Genomic DNA, 16,940 nt, shown 5'->3' on the forward strand with positions numbered 1-16,940 from the left:
AAAAGAGAAATCCGGGAGAAATGGCATGGCGCACAGAACACCCAAGAAAACTAAGGTGCCGGATTATATTAAATATTTATTGTTGCCGGAAAACTATCCCCATCCTGTTGATGGGCCGGTGGAGCTTTTACAGACCCATATCTCCTTCGTGATTATCGCCGGAGAATTTGTCTATAAATGGAAGAAGCCGGTTTCATTCGGGTTTGTGGATTTTTCCACCCTGGCCACGCGGAAGTTTTTCTGTGAGCGGGAGGTGCTGCTCAACAGGCGTCTCTGTCCGGAGATATATCTCGACACAGTGCGTCTCTGCCGGGAAGGGCAGTCTTTTCGTTTACAAGGCAGCGGCGAGACAATCGAATACGGGGTGAAGATGGTAAAGATGCCCGAGGAGGGAATGTTGAACCGGGTCATTGCTGCCGGTCAGCTGCGCCGGGAACATCTTGCCCTCATCGTCGATATCCTTGTACCCTTTTACCGGCAGGCAGGGCAGGGCAAGGAGATTCGCGAAAATGGCCGGGCGAGCGCAGTTGCCAGAACGGTGACTAATAATTTTAACGAGACGGCCCGCTTTGTCGGCGGGGCATCACTCAGTGCAGACCGATTTGCCGGGATCAAGGAGCGTGCGCTGGCCTTCCTGGCGCGGGAAGAGCTCTTTAACGAGCGTATCGCCGCCGGCCGTATTCGCGATTGTCATGGTGATCTGTATTCCGGGAATATCTGCCTGGCGGCCCCAGAAAAAATTCATATCTTTGATTGTCTGGAGTTCAATGATAGCCTGCGCTTTATCGATATCTGTGCCGATGTGGCCTTTCTGGCGATGGATCTCGATTTTCATGGCCTTTCGTCATTGAGTGATTTTTTTATCAAGAGTTTTATCGACAGATCAGGCGACGACGGCTTGCTCACCATGCTCGATTTTTATAAGTGTTACCGGGCCTATGTGCGGGGGAAGGTCGGTCTGCTTGCCGCAGCCGATCCAGCGATTGCAGTTGTGGAGGCGAGCCGTTGGCTGGATTCCGCCGGGCGTTATTTTCAACTCGCCGAGGAGTATGCAAGGCGGATATGAAAGAAGAGGGTGTAAGGGACAAAAGGGTGGTGGTGTTTTTCGGTTTGGTCGCCTCGGGTAAGAGTTTTGTCGCCAAGGCCTGGGCGCACAAGCATCAGTTTCCCTATTACAATACCGATGTGGTCCGCAAAGGTTTGGCCGGAATCAGGGCCACCGATGCCCGTCCGGAAGCACGGGATGAAGGCATATATTCCAAGGCCTTCAGCCGTTTAACCTACGACGCCCTGGTGGACCTTGCCCTGCATGATCTTGCTGACCCAGCCGTATCTTGGGTGGTCCTTGATGGTTCCTATCATGCTCGGGCTGAGCGGGATAGAGTTCGCGCGCGTTTTGACGGGCTGGCCCGGGTGGTTTTTATCCTGTGCAGTTGTGGAGAAGATGTAACGAAGACACGTCTCGCTAAACGGGCAGCAGATCCGGCAGCAGTGTCTGATGGTCGTTGGGAGATTTATCTCCAGCAGAAGGAGAATTTCGAAGAACCGGAGGAGCTTCCGTCGTGGCAACTGAATCGGCTTGACACCAACAAGGAGGTCGACTCTCTGCTAACTTTTCTGGATTGCCTGCTTTTGCAGGGCAGGAATGGGAGAGAGATATAATCTTCCATTCCTGATAGAACCAGTCGGCTGGCCTGTTTCTGTTTAGTAGCTGAAATCAAACATCATGGCAACATCACTCGAGGCAGGCTGGTCAAACGAGGAATCGCCGGTCGCCCTGAGGGCCAAGGAGCGCTTGTCATGCTTGCTCATGATGGAGAACTGCAGGTTTTCGGTGACGGCTATGCCAAGTTTAATGGCCAGATCAAGGGAGCTGATCTTGTTGTCAAAGTTAGCAACATTACTGATATCTTCTCCATCCGTATACCGTACCAGCATCGACAGGGACCAGCCGCTATCCTGCGGTGCGAGTTGGGTGCTGAAGCCGAGCATCCGTTTTGGAACAACCGCAAGCTGGTCTTCTGCCAAGGAATGATCAAAGTAGGTGAGTGACGGAGTAAAGCTCAGCCAATCGCTGGGATGGTAGTCACTGGCCAATGTCATGCCGTGTCGCACAGCAGTCTCATCGGTTTGACCAAGGTCATAGCTGCTTGACAGGGTGGCGGCAGATTCACTTCCGGGCCAGGGAGCTGAGCTGTCAAAGGTCTCGTGGAAGGCACTGAGGCTGATATCGAAGCCATCAAAGAGCGTTTGATTGTAACCAATTTTGTGAAAGCCTAAAGAAGCGGACCGGTCATTATCAATGGCGAAGGGGTCGAAGTCGACAGCTTCAAGGTCTTGCAGGGCGGGAGAGTAAGCTGTGAATTCATTGCGGCCGAAATACGAAACAAGGCCACCTTCAGAAACCGGCATATCCAGGTACTGCTCAAAACGGTACTCGTTGTTATTGTCACCGGTGGAGCTGAGAGCTGTGTGGCGCTTGGAGCCGACGAAGCGTTTTTTCCAGTATTTGTCGGCGAGGCTGGAGACGATAATGCCTTCACTGCTGCTGGCATGAATAAACTGTCCGTCGGAGAGATACACCCCGACATGGTTGATCCGTTTTGTCTTTTTCTTTTTGGTAGTGCTGCCAAAAAAGACCAGGTCGCCGGTTTGCAGCTCGCGGGTATCGATCTTTTGCAGTTCTGGGGACTGAAACTGGTCACCGGAGCTGTGAGGAAGCTCGATACCCAGCAGCCGGTCGTAGACCGTCCTGGCAAAGCCAGAGCAGTCAAAACCTTTTTTGGATGTGCCCCCTTTGCGATAGGGAGCGCCAAGGTACTCTTTCACCTCATTGGCAAACTGCTGATCGGAAAGACCACTCGATGATAATGATGAGTCAGAACGACTTTCAACGGCTGAAACCTGAGAAGTCGAAATGGCGATAACTACGCAGCAAACGATACAAATGAGACTTTTGTAAAACAGACAGGGTCGGATTTGTCTTTGCATGGTCCTCTCGTCAGTATTTTTCTGGCTTAGAGTTTTTTGCAATCTTGCATGGGACAGAACGTTTCAACCTTCCGCCATGCACCTTCTCCTGGGTGAAATGAGCTATTTCCCCGAAAGGCAGATTTTTAAATGCAAGTTGTGCAACCTCTTCTTAAGAATCCGGGAAATTGCATCCCCGGAAAAAATCAATTTCACAGGAAATAGACTATTAGGGGGGACTTTGTCAACCCTAAATCTGTTTTGAATCAATAAAATGTGCAATAAATCCGCCATAATCGATTAAGGAGAGGGGTTGTTGACGGTAAAGAAAACACCGGAGTTCCGTGACTTTTCGCAAAAGAAGAGGTGTTTTGGCGGCAAGGGGCGAGGTGTCTCGATTTTTCTGCTTTTTGGGGAGCCTATTGACAGGAAGGATAGAGCCGATCTACACTTCGAGGCGATATCGGGATGGAGTATATAGTAGATGTCGATGTGTGGAAATCATCAAATCCGCGGAGGGGAGGATCATCATGGAAAACCTGAGTGCCACCGAGTTATACGCAAGGTATACCAATAAGGAAATGACCCGGCGACAGTTTCTCGACAAGCTGGCCGTTGTCGCTGGGGGGGTTGCCGCGGCATACGCGGTTCTTCCGTTGCTGGAAGGGAGCCCTGCCCAGGCGGAGATCGTTGCCGCCGGCGATACACGGCTTGCTGCACAAGTGGCACAATTTGCAGTGGCCGGTGGCCAGATGTCAGGATACCAGGCCCAGCTCAAAGGTGCCGGAAAGCAGCCCGCCATCCTGGTGGTGCATGAGAACAGGGGGTTGAATCCCCATATCGAAGATGTTGCCCGGCGGTTTGCCCTGGAGGGCTTTCTGGCACTCGCCCCTGATGCCTTGTCGCCGTTTGGTGGTTCTCCTGCCGATCCCGAGAAGGCTATCGCCATGATCAAGGAGCTTGATATGGGGGGTACGGTGAAGAATTTTGCCGCAGCTGCCGCCTATCTCAAGACGCATCCACAATCAACCGGCAAGGTCGGGGTCGTCGGCTTCTGCTGGGGTGGTGCCGTGGCCAATTACCTGGCGGTGCAATCGGCTGATATCATTGCCGCCGTGCCGTACTACGGCAAGCAGCCGCCGACGGAGGATGTGGTGAAGATCAAGGCATCCTTGCTTCTCCATTATGCCGAACTTGATGAACGCATCAATACAGGGATTCCCGATCTCAAGGAGGCCCTGCAAAAGGCCGGGGTTGAGCATGAACTCTATATGTATGCGGGGACGGAGCATGCCTTCAACAACGACACCAATCCCGCCCGGTACAACAAAGTGGCGGCGGAACTGGCCTGGAAACGGACCATCGACTTTTTGACCCGGAAGTTAAAGAGCTGACGGAGGCTTATGCACCGCCGCAGCATTTTTTGAATTTCCGGCCGCTGCCGCACGGACAGGGCTCATTTCTGCCCGTGGCGGCGGCCGCCGGGGCTTGCGATCCCACGGGTCTTTGCCATTGCCGGGCGATCTCCCGCACAAAGGGGGCGCAGTGGCTAAAAAAGAGTTTGTAACCGTCACAGAGGTAGTTGCCCTTCATTGCCTCGCCCGGCAGGTCGATAAAACGATTCTTGGGGCACTCACCATTGCACATCGTCAAGACCTCGCAGGATCGGCATACCTGCGGCAAAGAGGTGCGCTTGCCTTCGCCGAAGGCCGCCAGCTGCTCTGAGGCGAGGATCTCCGCCAGCTCGGTCTGTCGAAGGTTGCCGATGCACCATTCGGGCTGGACAAAATGATCGCAGGCGTAGACGTCGCCATTGAATTCGACGACCGGAATCTCACCGCAGGTCGGTCGAAACAGGCAAAGCGAGTGATCCTGGTGAAAGGCGGTGCGCGCCGCCTCTTCGAAAATTTGCACCTTGATGGTGCCGATATCCTTTGCCAGCCACAGGTCAAAAATCGTGCATAAAAAGGCGCCGAAGGCCTCCGGTCCCACCGTCCGGTTGCTGACACCGCCAGGGGTGTGTTCGACAAGCGGCAGAAAACTCAGATATTTCGCGCCGATGCCTGTAAAGAAACGGTACACCTGCAGGGGGAACATGACGTTGTGGTCGCTGATTACGCAGAGAATATCGGGAACAATCCCCTGGTTGACAAGGCAGGTATAGCCGCGCATGGCGGCAGCATGGCTGCCCCCTCCTTGCTTGGTTGTCCGGTAGAAATCATGGATTTCCGCCGGTCCATCAAGGCTCAGGCCGACGGAAAACCGGTTTCTTGCCAAAAACTCCGCCCAGGCATCGTCAAGCAGGGTGCCATTGGTCTGGATGCCGTTGGTAATCTGCCGGTTTGGCGGGCAATATTGATGTTGCAGCTGGATGATGCGCTGGAAATAGGCCATGCCGAGGAGGGTCGGCTCGCCGCCATGCCAGGAAAAATGCGCGGTCTTGCCGGGGTGGGCGGCAATATGTCCACGGATGTAGGCCTCCAACAGATCGTCGGCCATGCGTGGCAGTGGTTCTTCGGCAAAGAGTTCAGACTTGCCGAGGTAATAGCAATAGCGGCACTGCAAGTTGCAGCGATAGCTGGCGGGTTTGGCGAAGATCTGGAAGTCGGTGAGTTTTCTGCCCATATCGGCTGCCTGGGAAGGATTGATAGATTGAAGCAGCTGTGCCGTTCTGCCATCGGTTGCTCGGGTTTTACCACCGCGGGCTTGCTATCCGGCAACACCCCGCAAGGGGATCAAGTGCCTTAGAAATTTTCCCCCAAAAGCCGGGGATGATTTTCTAAGGCACTAACCCCTAAACAGCAACAAAAGGGATCAAGTACCTTGACGAAAAACCTCCCCTAAAAAGCAGGGGATGATTTTCTAAGGTACTAAAAACTTCAAGGTGAAGAAACATAAATACCAAGCCTACGGTTGACATCGGCACGACTTTACTTGATACTGATGGGGATATGGTTTGCGGATTATTGGCAATTCTGGTGTGTTAGCATGGTCCACATAAGGAGGAGGCAGGAGTGAAAACGGTATATTGGTTGCAAGGTGGCGGCTGTGGAGGGGATACCTTCTCCTTTTTAAGCAGTGAGTATCCGGACATTGTCGAGCTCTTGCGGACCCTCGACGTTGAACTGCTTTGGCATCCCTCACTTTCCCATATCTCGCCTGATGCCCACGATTGCCTCCTGGAAGAAATTCTTGCCGGCCGGCAGGCCCTCGACATCCTCCTCGTTGAGGGCTCGGTAATCTGCGGGCCGGCGGGTACCGGGATGTTTCATACCGTTGACGGGCATCCCAAAAAAGAGCGACTGTATGAACTCGCCTCGCAGGCAGGGGTGGTCATTGCTGTTGGCACCTGTGCGTCTTTTGGCGGGTTTGGCGCCGATGATGCGATAGAGGCCACCGGCCTGCAGTTTACCAAGAAACAACGCGGCGGTTTTCTCGGTAATGATTTTCTTGGGAAATCCGGCCAGCCGGTGATCAATCTGGCGGGATGTCCCTGTCATCATGACGTCATCGCCGGGGCGCTTATGTCGGTTGTCAGAGGGGTGATTCTGGAACTCGACAAGTATGGCCGGCCGCTCGAATGGTATAACACCACTATTCATCAGGGGTGTACCCGAAACGAGTATCATGAGTACCGGGTGGAGGAATCCGACTTTGGCGAAATGGGCTGCCTGTTTTTCCATATGGGCTGTGCCGGGCCGCTGGTGCCGGGGCCCTGTAATAAATTATTGTGGAACCAGCAGTCTTCGAAAACCCGCGCCGGCGTACCTTGTTTCGGCTGTACTGATCCGGAGTTTCCGAGGGCGTCGCCATTCTTCCAGACACCGAATATCGAGGGTATTCCGTTGTCTTTGCCGATGGGAGTGAATCGCGCCCATTATATGGTGTACAAAGGGATGGCCGCAGCCGCTGCGCCACAACACCTGCGGAACAGGAAATCGAAAGTGTAGATCGGTCATGAATCAATGTGAGTATTCGTAATGAAGGGGACAAGGACCAAATGGTCAAGATAGCGAAAGGAATAAACATTCCTCTGAATAGAGCTGAGGGCGATCTCGAGATCAAGGTTGACATGGAGGATGGGGTCATTACCGAGGCGTGGAGTGCCGGAACCCTGTACCGGGGCTTTGAAGGGATGATGCAGGGTCGTGGAGCCTTGGATGGCTTGGTGGTGACACCGCGGGTTTGCGGGATTTGCAGCATCACCCACCTCAATGCAGCCACCGAGGCCTTGGAGGCTATTGTCGGCATTGCTCCTCCTGATAACGCCAGGAGGTTGCGTAATCTCGCCTTAATGGTTGAAACCATGCAGAGTGATGTCCGTCAGGCTATTCTGATGTTTATGGTGGATTTTGCCAATCGTGACGCGTATCATGACCATCCGCTTGGCTATGAGGCGCATCAGCGCTATCAACCGCTCGCCGGTCATGCCGCGTTGGCGGTCATCCGGGAAAGCAAACTGCTGGTGCAGGTCTTGGCCATGATAGGCGGTCAATGGCCGCATACCTCGTTCATGGTCCCCGGCGGAGTCACCTCCATTCCCGAGAGTTCCAAGCTCCTCCAGTGTAGCCTGGTGGTTGACCGGTTTCAGTCATGGTACGAGAAAAGTATCCTCGGTTGTTCCCTGGAACGCTGGCTGGCGGTGCGCAGTTCTGATGATCTCGCGGCCTGGCTTGACGAAAGTCCGGCGCATCGGGACAGCGATGTGGGTTTTTTTCTGCGCTTCTGCCGTTTGGCCGGGCTCGACACCATGGGCAAGGGGCCGAACCGTTTCCTTTCCTACGGCAACCTTCCCTTGCCTGCCGAGACTGGTCTGCAGGGCAGTGGCGGCAGATTGATGGCCGCCGGTTGCGCCGTTGGAACGACGGTCTTTCCTTTGCAGGCGGCAAAAATCACTGAAGATGTTTCCCATTCCTGGTATGAGCAGGGCGGCGATCCGCTGCATCCGTTTTCCGGTAAGACCAAGCCTTACGCCTCAGGGCAAGGCGGCCGGTTTTATTCCTGGGTCAAGGCACCCCGCTACGGCGGTGAAGTTGTCGAGACCGGGCCGCTTGCCGAGATGCTCATCGATGGCAATCCTCTCTTTCACAGCCTGATCACCGAAAACGGACCGAATGTCATGGTCCGGCAGCTGGCCCGTCTGGTGCGGCCGGCGCGGCTTCTCGCCCCGGTGAAAACCTGGCTGGATGAATTGCAGGTGAAACGCCATGAGAGCTTCTATCAATCGGTGAAGTCTATCCCCGACGGTCAGGGGGCCGGTATGATCGAAGCGGCCCGTGGGGCTTTGGGGCACTGGGTGAAAATCCAGGATGAGAAGATCTCCCAATACCAGATCATCACCCCCACCGCCTGGAACGGCTCGCCGCGTGACGAACAGGGAGTTCGCGGGGCATGGGAGGAGGCCTTGATCGGCACACCGATCAAGGACGTTCGCAATCCGGTCGAGGCCGGACATGTCGTCCGGTCGTTTGACCCATGCCTGGTATGCGCCGTTCACTGCCTGGAAAAGGGGGAACAAAAAGGAACCGTGCGTATTGGTCTGGGCCGATGAGGGCAACCATCATCTGTATCGGCAATCGCTTTGTTCCAGAAGACGCCGCCGGTATGGCTGTCTTTGACAGATTGCAGGCAATGCGGCCATTGCCTGCACAGGTCGAGCTCGTCGAGGGCGGGCTTGCCGGGCTCAATCTCCTGCCGCTTTTGGAGCGGGGCGGCAGGGTGGTCTTTGTCGATGCGGTGCGGGGTTTTGCCGGGGAAGGGGAGATCGTCCTTTTGACCCACGAAGAAATCTGCCAGGCGAAGGCTGCCCCTCATCACGACCATGGCGCTGGTCTAGCCTATGTCCTTGCCGTGCTGCCCAAGGTTTATGACGGCGAACTGCCGGAGGAGATTGTTCTCCTGGGGCTGGAAGGAAGGTGTGCGGTGCAAACCGTTGAAAAGGCAGCGGCGATGGCGGTTGTCATCGCCACGAAGGGGCTGAGGGGTCTGCGGTGATGGAAAAAACGCGAGAAGAGATGCAGCTGGAAATCGACATGCTGCGCCAAGAGATCAAGGTGGCCCGTGAGGCGGCGGAGATTACCTCCGATCTCGTGGTGAAGCAGTTTGAGCAAACCGAGCAGATGCTCCATCGCTTCCAGGTTGCCGACTCCGAACGGCAGGCGGTGCTTGATGGTGCCACTCAGTTGTCCATTATCGCCACCTACCTGGATGGCACCATCCAGCTCTTCAGCAAGGGTGCCGCAACCCTGCTCGGCTACAGCCCCGGCGAGATGATCAATCACAAAAATATCCTGTCTCTTCATCTTGCCGAGGAGCTTGACTATTACGGCAGGAAGGTCTGTGGCATACCGGAGTCGAGCCTTCATGGCATGAAGGTATTTGAGCAGTTTGTCAAACAGAAACAAAGCCGCGCTCAGGAATGGGTGTATGTCTGTAAAGATGGTTCGTATCTAACAGTGAGTCTGTCGGTTACCAGCCTGTTCAGTCCCATGGGGCGGGTTGTCGGCTATCTTTTCACGGCGATGGACATGACTCACCAGAAGCAGATGGAGCGCGAACTCATAGCCGCCAAGGAGCAGGCGGAGGCGGCCAATGCCTCGCGCGGGGATTTTCTGGCGCGGATGAGCCACGAGATTCGCACCCCGATGAATGGCATCATCGGCATGGCCTCCTTGCTGCGCAAGACGGAGCTGAGCGACAAACAGGGGCATTATGTCGAAAAGGTACTGAGTTCCGCCAACACCCTGCTCGGTCTGATCAATGATATCCTTGATTTTTCGAAGATAGATGCCGGCAAGCTGCAGCTTGAGGAAGTGCCCTTTAACCTGGAAGAAATTCTTGGCAATATTGCCACGGTGGTCGGTATTCAGGCGGAGAAAAAGGGGTTGGAGTTTATCTTTCGGATCGACTCGGGGGTCTCGCTACATCTCATCGGCGATCCCTTGCGTCTTGGTCAGGTGCTGATGAATCTTGCCGGTAATGCGGTGAAATTTACCGATCACGGCGAGATCGTCATCGCCGTCGACATCGCCGACCGCGAGGAAGACTCTCTCACCCTGCGATTTTCCGTCCGTGATACCGGTATCGGTCTACAACCGGACCAGGTGGCTCGGCTCTTTTCGGCGTTTACCCAAGCCGATGATTCAATCACCCGCAAATACGGCGGCACCGGGCTCGGCCTGGCCATCTGCAAACAATTGACGGAGTTGATGGGTGGCAGGATATGGGCCAATAGCCTGCCGGGGCAGGGCATGGAGTTCGTTTTTACTGCCAAAATGCGCCTGCTCGAAAGAGCTGAGAGCCAGGTAATCGGCCCAGCGTCGTCCCTCCGGGGCATTCGCGCCCTGGTCGTTGATGACAACGGGGCGGCGCGGGAAGTACTTTCGTCCATGCTCGGTTCCTTGAATATGCGAGTCGATACCGCCGTCGATGGGATGTCGGCGATCGCCTGTCTGGAGCAGGCAGTTGAAGAGGGGAAACCCTATGACGTTGTGCTTCTTGACTGGATTATGCCGGGTATTGACGGCATCGAGACGGCCAGACGGATTAAGGGCAATTCGGTGCTTGCCCGCGTTCCGGCGATGCTGATGGTCACCGCCAATGGCCGCGAGGAGGCCTATGTCGAGGCGGAAAAGGTTGGCCTTGACGGATTTTTGCTCAAACCGGTGTATGCCTCGGTGATGTACGATGCCCTGGTGGATATCCTGGGCGTAGAAAGTATGGCCAAACCTTCGACTATGAGCAGAAATGATAACACGGCGGTTGATCTTAATGAAATTGCCGGGGCGCGAATTCTTCTGGTCGATGATAACCTGATCAATCAGGAGGTGGCGAGTGAATTTCTCAAAGATGGCGGGATGGCGGTGACCATTGTCAGTAACGGCCAGGAATGTCTCCAGGCCCTGGAAAACAATTCCTTTGACTTGCTGCTCATGGACATTCAGATGCCGGTCATGGACGGGCTTGAGGCAACGAGAAAGATCCGGGAAAACCGTGCCTTGCAGTGTCTGCCGATTATTGCCATGACCGCCCATGCGATGATCGGCGACCGGGAAAAGAGCCTGGCCGCCGGGATGAATGACCATATCACCAAACCTATTGATTCAGCGGTACTCTACCGCACCCTACAAAAATGGCTGCGGGGAAGAGTTACGGCAGTGGAGGAGCATTCGGAGCCTGAGGCAGCGGCTGCGACCCCTGCCGAGGCGTCCATCCTGCCGGCCCATCTACCGGGGATAAACCAAAGCGCGGCGTTGTTGATTCTTAACAACAAGACCGATCTTTTTTTGAAGATGCTCAATGAATTTAAAAAGAGTTTCAGTTCGCTGCCCACCCTTCTGCGGGAGCTGTCCGGCGTCGGCGACTGGCCGGAGATCGGCAAAAAGGCCCATACGGTCAAGGGTGTTGCCAGCTACATCGGGGCATTTGCCCTGATGCGGGCGGCGGAGCAGTTGGAGAATGCGGTACGAACCGACCAAAGGGAGGCAGCTGGACAACATTTGGCTCCCTTTGTCGAGGCACTTGATGAAATTCTTTCTTCTCTAGCGATTCTGCCGCCTGCCGATGGATTGCAAGACCAAGAGCCGCTCGAGATTCCGAAGAGAGAGGTCAGTTTTACAGCAGTTGAAGAACCGCTTCTGCGCTTGATTACTCACCTGCAAAAAGGCGAGCTGATCGCCGAGGAGCAGTTTCTTGTTGTGGAAAAGCTCCTCTCCGGCACCGCCTATGCCCACCAATCGCGAAAAATCGCCTATCTAATCGAGGATATCGAATATGCCGCGGCGGCGGAACAGGCCAGGGTCTTGTTCGATACTATCAAGCAAAAAGGTGTGAACTGACCATGGAGCAGAAGGACAAACCGCGCATTCTGATAGTCGATGATGAAAAGATGAACCTGAAGGTCCTGGCCGATCTTTTGAAGGAGGAATACTCCCCGGTGCTGGCCAGAGATGGTGAGCAGGCTTTGCAGCACGCCCTTGGTGATTCGCCGCCGGATCTCATTCTTCTTGATGTGGTGATGCCGCAGATGGGCGGCTACGAAGTTATTAAACATCTGAAAAATAACGATAAAACCAATAAAATCCCGGTCATCTTCGTTACCGCTCTCGACTCCGTCCTTGATGAAGAGCATGGCCTGAAGCTCGGGGCAGTTGATTACATCACCAAGCCCTTTTCTCCGCCCATTGTAAAAATTCGCATTGCCAATCATCTGCGCATTGTCCACCAATACCGGTTGCTCGATCAGCTGGCCTATCTCGACGGCCTCACCGAGGTATCCAACCGCCGTCGTTTTGACGATGTATTTCAGAAGGAATGGTCCAGGGCCAGCCGCAACGGTTCCCCGATATCTCTGGCCATGGTGGATGTCGATTTCTTTAAACCCTATAACGATCATTACGGCCATGCCATGGGTGACCGCACCCTGCGGCGGGTCGCCAAGGCGCTTGGCAGTGTCCTTATGCGGCCGGCAGATGTCATCGCCCGCTATGGCGGTGAGGAATTTGTATTACTCCTGCCGGAGACCGACGCCTTTGCGGCAAAAGGAGTCGCCGAACGGGCCTTGCAAAAAATTGCCCGGCTGAATATCCCCCACCTTTTTTCGGGGGCTGCCAAACACGTGTCAGTGAGCATCGGGCTTGTGACCTCGCAAATCAGCGACGGCCTCACCGCCAAAATCTTTATGGCGGCGGCCGATAAAAATATGTATCAGGCCAAGGAAAACGGCCGAAATCGCATCGTTGCCAGTGTGCTCGGTTTTTAGTGCTTCGTCTGTTGTGAAAACGCCCGCCGTCCCCGCCACAACCGAATTTTTGTTACCATCCAGATAGAGAAAAAAACCCCCTAAAAAATATTGTGCGGCACAAAGAAATACACTACCATGGTGCCGATTTGGGAAAAGTTGCGAATGGACCGGTCTTAAGGGAGGAGGCCGACTACCACATTTTGCTTTTCATCACAACCAGTAAGCCCCACCCATCTCTGATATCCTGCCGGTTGTCAGTGCCATCATGCATAAGCCATTACAAGAATTTCAAGACGAATTGAACCAGCTCTTTGCCAAAGCTTGCGAAGACCAGCAAAACGGCCGGCTCGACGATGCCGGACGGTCGTATCTCAAGCTGCTTGACTACTTTGCCGAGGTGCCGGTCCTGCATTACAACCTCGGTCTGGTTTACTATGGCCAGGGCTACTATGCACAGGCCCGGGATGCCTTTATCAGGGCGGCGGAGCTGCAGCCGGGCGATGCCGATATACTCTTTAATCTCGCCCTCAGTAAAAAACGTGCAGGTGACCCGGAAGGGGCCATAATCGCCTACCAAGAGGTGCTGAGGGAGCATCCGGCGGACGTCGACGCCCTGTACAATCTGGCCGGCTGTTACAAGGATACCTCGCAGTACACCCTGGCCATGGCCACCTATCGCGAGGTGCTGGCCTTGGCTCCAGAGCACCAGTCGGCGAACAGCAATCTCGCCTTTCTCTACCATCTGGCGGGCGATGTTGACCAGGCGGTGTGGTATTACCGCATGGTTTTACGGCACAACCCGGAACACCAGGCGGCAAAACATATGGTCGCCGCATTGACCGGAGAACTCGCCACCTCTTCCCCCGATCTCTATGTTAAAGAGGTCTTCGACAATTATTCCGAATATTTTGAACGCAGTCTGGTCGGCGATCTTGAATACTGTGTGCCAAAGAGCATCAGGGCCCTCTTTGACCGAATCTTTGCCGGGGAAAAGAGCTTTGCCCACGGCCTCGATCTCGGCTGCGGCACCGGCCTTGGCGGTCAGGCCTTCGCCGATCTGGTGGAGATTCTCGATGGCCTCGATTTGTCGGACAAGATGATTGCCATGGCCGCGAAAAAGGGCATTTATCGCCAGCTCCACGCCGCCAGCATTGCCGGGTTTCTGCAGGAGGTCGAAGAGAGTTTTGATTTTTATCTGGCCGCCGATGTCTTTGCCTATGTCGGCGATCTGCAGGAGACCTTTACTCTCCTCCGGCGGCGCGCCCGACCCGAGGTCCTGTTCTGCTTTTCCACCGAGGCCGGACAAGATTACCCCTATCACTTGGAAACCACTGGACGTTTTGCCCACTCGCCGCAGTATATCGACGAGGTGGCCAAGGCCACCGGCTGGCAGGTCGTTGCCAGGCAGGAAACCGCTCTGCGCAAGGAAATGGGGGCCTGGGTACAGGGAGATCTTTGGCTGCTACGTCTCGCCCCCGATAACTTGGGTATGAAATAGTGAACTTTTGCTTTAGAAGGGCGGTTCGGAAGAAAACTGCAGGAGTCTGCCGGTAAGCGGGTGGAGAAACTGCAAAAAGGTCGCATGCAGGCACATCTGCTCACCGTCCCGTCCGGTACCGTACAGGCTGTCGCCGACAATCGGCGCGGCAAGCCCCAGGGGATGGGCGGCGTGTACCCGCAGCTGGTGGGTGCGACCGGTGAGGGGGGTGAAGATGACCCGGGTATAACTTCCCTCAACTGCGACCTTTTGCCAGCCGGTGATCCCCAGTTTGCCATGCAATGGGTCGTAAATCTGCAGGGGGCGGTTGTCCGGATCAAGACGGAAGGGCAGGCGGATTTCGCCACCTTCACCGGCAACAATTCCCTCCAGGAGCGCCATATAACGCTTAGTAACCAGGCGATCCTCGAACTGCCGGGACAGTACCCTGTGTGCCAGGGCGGTCACGGCAAAGACCATCAGCCCGGAGGTGTACATGTCGAGACGGTGCACCGCCGGTTGGCCGATCATCGCCGGAAAGCGGCGGCGCAGTCTGGCCGCGACGCAGTCCTGCTTGTCCGGGCCGCGACCGGGCACGGCGAGCAGGCCGCCAGGCTTACCAACGACGACGAATGCTTCATCGGCAAAAACAATTTCCATCTCTTCATCCATGTCTGATTGCATGGCCGGTCATTCTTCCAGGCCGCAAAGCATAAAACCAAGAATCGGCTGACATTTTTCCCGGCAAGAACCACTGAAGGTACCGTGTTGCCGGGTGCCGGAGGGGTTCTCCCGTCCCCAGTAAAATTCGGTGAGACCCACCGGTCGCAGCTGGTTCCGGGCGGCATAATTCAAGAGTTTTGGCGCGCAGCAGTCGCCGGTCCCAGTCGGCATGCCGGATTTTTCCCCGTAAAAGGCCTCGTCGAGACCGACCGTTTCTCCCCGGAAATTGCTGAGCCGGTACAATCCATGCATCTCCCGCATCAGCTGTTGGGATTGCCGGCGCCGTTCCCGGCGCAGGTTCAGCCATTTTTCATCATGGGCCCGGCAGCCGTCGATATCCCGGCTCAGGGCCTTGATCCGCGGCTCCACCAGCGCACTGAGTGCCATAAATTCATCCACCGGAAAAAGCGGCGGCACCCAGCCGTCGACCAGCCAGAAACCGTTGTACTGGCCCGAGAAGGCGCGCAGAATAGTAGTTGTCCCGTCCGGACCTAGACATTCGAGGATGCCGAACATCTTGCCTCGCGCCGGGCCAAGGAGCCAATCGGTTGCCAGGGCCGGCAGAGCAGGGGAATGGCCAGCAAAAAGATCGATGGTCCCTTGGTCAGTCAAGAGATCCATGAGTTGCCGGCTATGGGCGAGGGTGTTGCCCGGGCCGAGCCAGTGTTTCCGGCCGCATCGCCTGCAGAAACCGCCACTTTTTATGACGTCGTTGCCGGTTCCGGCATGTATTGGCCTGGGTGGTTGATGGAAAATCATTTTTGCGCGGTGCCGGTGGTTCTTCCTGGATAGGGGCCTTGGGGACTGGGGCAAGATACACCGCCCGGGAGCAAATGCCCAATCTTTTCCGGGGTACGGGAAAGCAATGGTTGTTGTGCCCTGGCCGATTGGCAAGGCCTTGCTTCCGCTTAAAATTTTAATGTGGTATTGTACCTGCGAGCTGGCCATTTTTTTTCCGGGGCCGGCATATTTCCCGGCAGAGCCGCAACGCCTATAAAAGAAGGAAGAAAATCATGACATTACAGCGGCAAGACAGCACCGGCGCCTTCCACGATCTGGGACCGGACCGGGTGCTGAATCTCGTTGAGAAGGAACTGGGCATTCGCTGCAACAACCTGTTTCGCACCCTCAATAGCTACATCAACCGGGTATTCGAGATCGAAACGGAAGAGGGCATCCGGCTGGTTGTGAAGTTTTACCGGCCCGGTCGATGGTCGAAAAAGGCCATCCTTGATGAACATAAATTCCTCAGTCAACTGGCGGAGCAGGAGATTCCGGTCATCGCGCCCCTCCTGTTCCGGGATGGTGAGACCCTTGCCGCAAGCGATGGGCTTCTCTACGCCGTTTTCCCGAAATGCGGCGGCCGCAGCAGCGATGAGTTTACCGATGAGCAGTGGCTGCAGCTCGGCCGCTTGATCGGCAGGGTCCATAAAGTCGGCGAGACCGCCAAGGCGAAACACCGGATAACCCTGGCACCGCAGCAATCGACTCTTAGCCAGCTCCAGTATCTGCTTGCTTCCCCCTGCGTCACCGAGGAGTTGAAGCCTCTTCTTAACTCCACGGTATTGCGGATAATTGCCGCAATCGAACCGCTTTTTGCTACAACCAAGAACATCCGCATTCATGGCGATTGTCATTTTTCCAACATCATAAACCGGCCAGGCGAATCTTTGCATCTCATCGATTTTGACGATATGGCCATGGGCCCGCCGGTCCAGGACGTCTGGATGCTGCTGCCCGGAGGAGCGGACGAGGCGGTGGTTGAACTCGACCTCTTCCTGGAGGGATATGAGACCTTTCGGGCCTTTGACCGGCGGACCCTCCGCCTCATCGAGCCGCTCCGGGCGATGCGTTTTATCCACTATATGGCCTGGTGTGCCCATCAGGTTGCGGCGGATGGGATGACCAGAGCCATCGACGGCTTCGGTACCCGCGACTATTGGCAGCGGGAGATTGACGACCTGGTCGATCAAGAGAAGCGAATTGCCGAGGATAAGCAGCCTTCCGGCAATGTTCTTTAGGCCCGGT

At 55.4% G+C, this 16,940-nt stretch carries 14 protein-coding genes; 10 read left to right on the plus strand and 4 right to left on the minus strand.

Going from position 1 to position 16,940, the window contains the following annotated elements; genetic code table 11:
• The first annotated feature begins 25 nt into the window (after nt 1-25).
• A complete protein-coding gene (locus OEL83_06800; protein MDK9706744.1) occupies nt 26-1,066 on the plus strand; it encodes a hypothetical protein in 1,041 nt (346 codons plus the stop codon).
• The gene (locus OEL83_06805) at nt 1,063-1,662 is read left to right on the plus strand and encodes an AAA family ATPase (GenBank protein ID MDK9706745.1); all 600 of its coding nucleotides are present in this window, start codon (nt 1,063-1,065) and stop codon (nt 1,660-1,662) included. Before OEL83_06800 ends, OEL83_06805 begins: the two co-directional genes overlap by 4 nt.
• A gap of 42 nt (nt 1,663-1,704) precedes the next feature.
• Here the strand turns inward: OEL83_06805 and OEL83_06810 are convergent, their stop codons facing one another.
• On the minus strand, nt 1,705-2,991 hold the full coding sequence (locus OEL83_06810; protein ID MDK9706746.1) for a C40 family peptidase: 1,287 nt from the start codon (nt 2,989-2,991) through the stop codon (nt 1,705-1,707).
• Between the two features lie 509 nt (nt 2,992-3,500).
• Between OEL83_06810 and OEL83_06815 the strand changes: the two genes are divergently transcribed.
• Nucleotides 3,501-4,364, plus strand: a complete 864-nt coding sequence (locus OEL83_06815; GenBank protein MDK9706747.1) for a dienelactone hydrolase family protein — start codon at nt 3,501-3,503, stop codon at nt 4,362-4,364.
• A gap of 7 nt (nt 4,365-4,371) precedes the next feature.
• Here OEL83_06815 and OEL83_06820 read toward each other — a convergent pair whose 3' ends face one another.
• Nucleotides 4,372-5,595, minus strand: a complete 1,224-nt coding sequence (locus tag OEL83_06820; GenBank protein ID MDK9706748.1) for an anaerobic sulfatase maturase — start codon at nt 5,593-5,595, stop codon at nt 4,372-4,374.
• Nucleotides 5,596-5,984: 389 nt separating this feature from the next.
• On the opposite strand from OEL83_06820, the gene OEL83_06825 reads away from it, so the two are divergent.
• The 6 genes from OEL83_06825 to OEL83_06850 all read left to right on the plus strand — a co-directional run bounded on the left by OEL83_06825 (nt 5,985) and on the right by OEL83_06850 (nt 14,210).
• Entirely contained in the window at nt 5,985-6,920 is a 936-nt protein-coding gene (locus OEL83_06825) for an NADH:ubiquinone oxidoreductase (protein MDK9706749.1), read from the plus strand.
• A 17-nt stretch (nt 6,921-6,937) separates the two neighbouring features.
• A complete protein-coding gene (locus OEL83_06830) occupies nt 6,938-8,521 on the plus strand; it encodes a nickel-dependent hydrogenase large subunit (protein MDK9706750.1) in 1,584 nt (527 codons plus the stop codon).
• On the plus strand, nt 8,518-8,964 hold the full coding sequence (locus OEL83_06835; GenBank protein MDK9706751.1) for a hydrogenase maturation protease: 447 nt from the start codon (nt 8,518-8,520) through the stop codon (nt 8,962-8,964). Before OEL83_06830 ends, OEL83_06835 begins: the two co-directional genes overlap by 4 nt.
• Nucleotides 8,964-11,807, plus strand: a complete 2,844-nt coding sequence (locus OEL83_06840; protein ID MDK9706752.1) for a response regulator — start codon at nt 8,964-8,966, stop codon at nt 11,805-11,807. The genes OEL83_06835 and OEL83_06840 overlap by 1 nt, the downstream gene beginning before the upstream one ends.
• A 2-nt stretch (nt 11,808-11,809) precedes the next feature.
• A complete protein-coding gene (locus tag OEL83_06845) occupies nt 11,810-12,730 on the plus strand; it encodes a diguanylate cyclase (protein MDK9706753.1) in 921 nt (306 codons plus the stop codon).
• A 247-nt stretch (nt 12,731-12,977) separates the two neighbouring features.
• A complete protein-coding gene (locus tag OEL83_06850; GenBank protein MDK9706754.1) occupies nt 12,978-14,210 on the plus strand; it encodes a tetratricopeptide repeat protein in 1,233 nt (410 codons plus the stop codon).
• Nucleotides 14,211-14,222: 12 nt separating this feature from the next.
• Here the strand turns inward: OEL83_06850 and OEL83_06855 are convergent, their stop codons facing one another.
• Both OEL83_06855 and OEL83_06860 read right to left on the minus strand, forming a co-directional pair.
• Nucleotides 14,223-14,873, minus strand: a complete 651-nt coding sequence (locus tag OEL83_06855) for an RluA family pseudouridine synthase (GenBank protein MDK9706755.1) — start codon at nt 14,871-14,873, stop codon at nt 14,223-14,225.
• 6 nt (nt 14,874-14,879) lie between these two features.
• Nucleotides 14,880-15,671, minus strand: coding sequence for a hypothetical protein (locus OEL83_06860; GenBank protein ID MDK9706756.1), 792 nt, complete (start codon nt 15,669-15,671; stop codon nt 14,880-14,882).
• A gap of 254 nt (nt 15,672-15,925) precedes the next feature.
• On the opposite strand from OEL83_06860, the gene OEL83_06865 reads away from it, so the two are divergent.
• Complete coding sequence (locus OEL83_06865; protein MDK9706757.1) at nt 15,926-16,933, plus strand: serine/threonine protein kinase; 1,008 nt, start codon at nt 15,926-15,928, stop codon at nt 16,931-16,933.
• Nucleotides 16,934-16,940 lie beyond the last annotated feature (7 nt).

Source organism: Desulforhopalus sp., from assembly GCA_030247675.1.
Classification (GTDB): Bacteria; Desulfobacterota; Desulfobulbia; order Desulfobulbales; family Desulfocapsaceae; genus Desulforhopalus_A.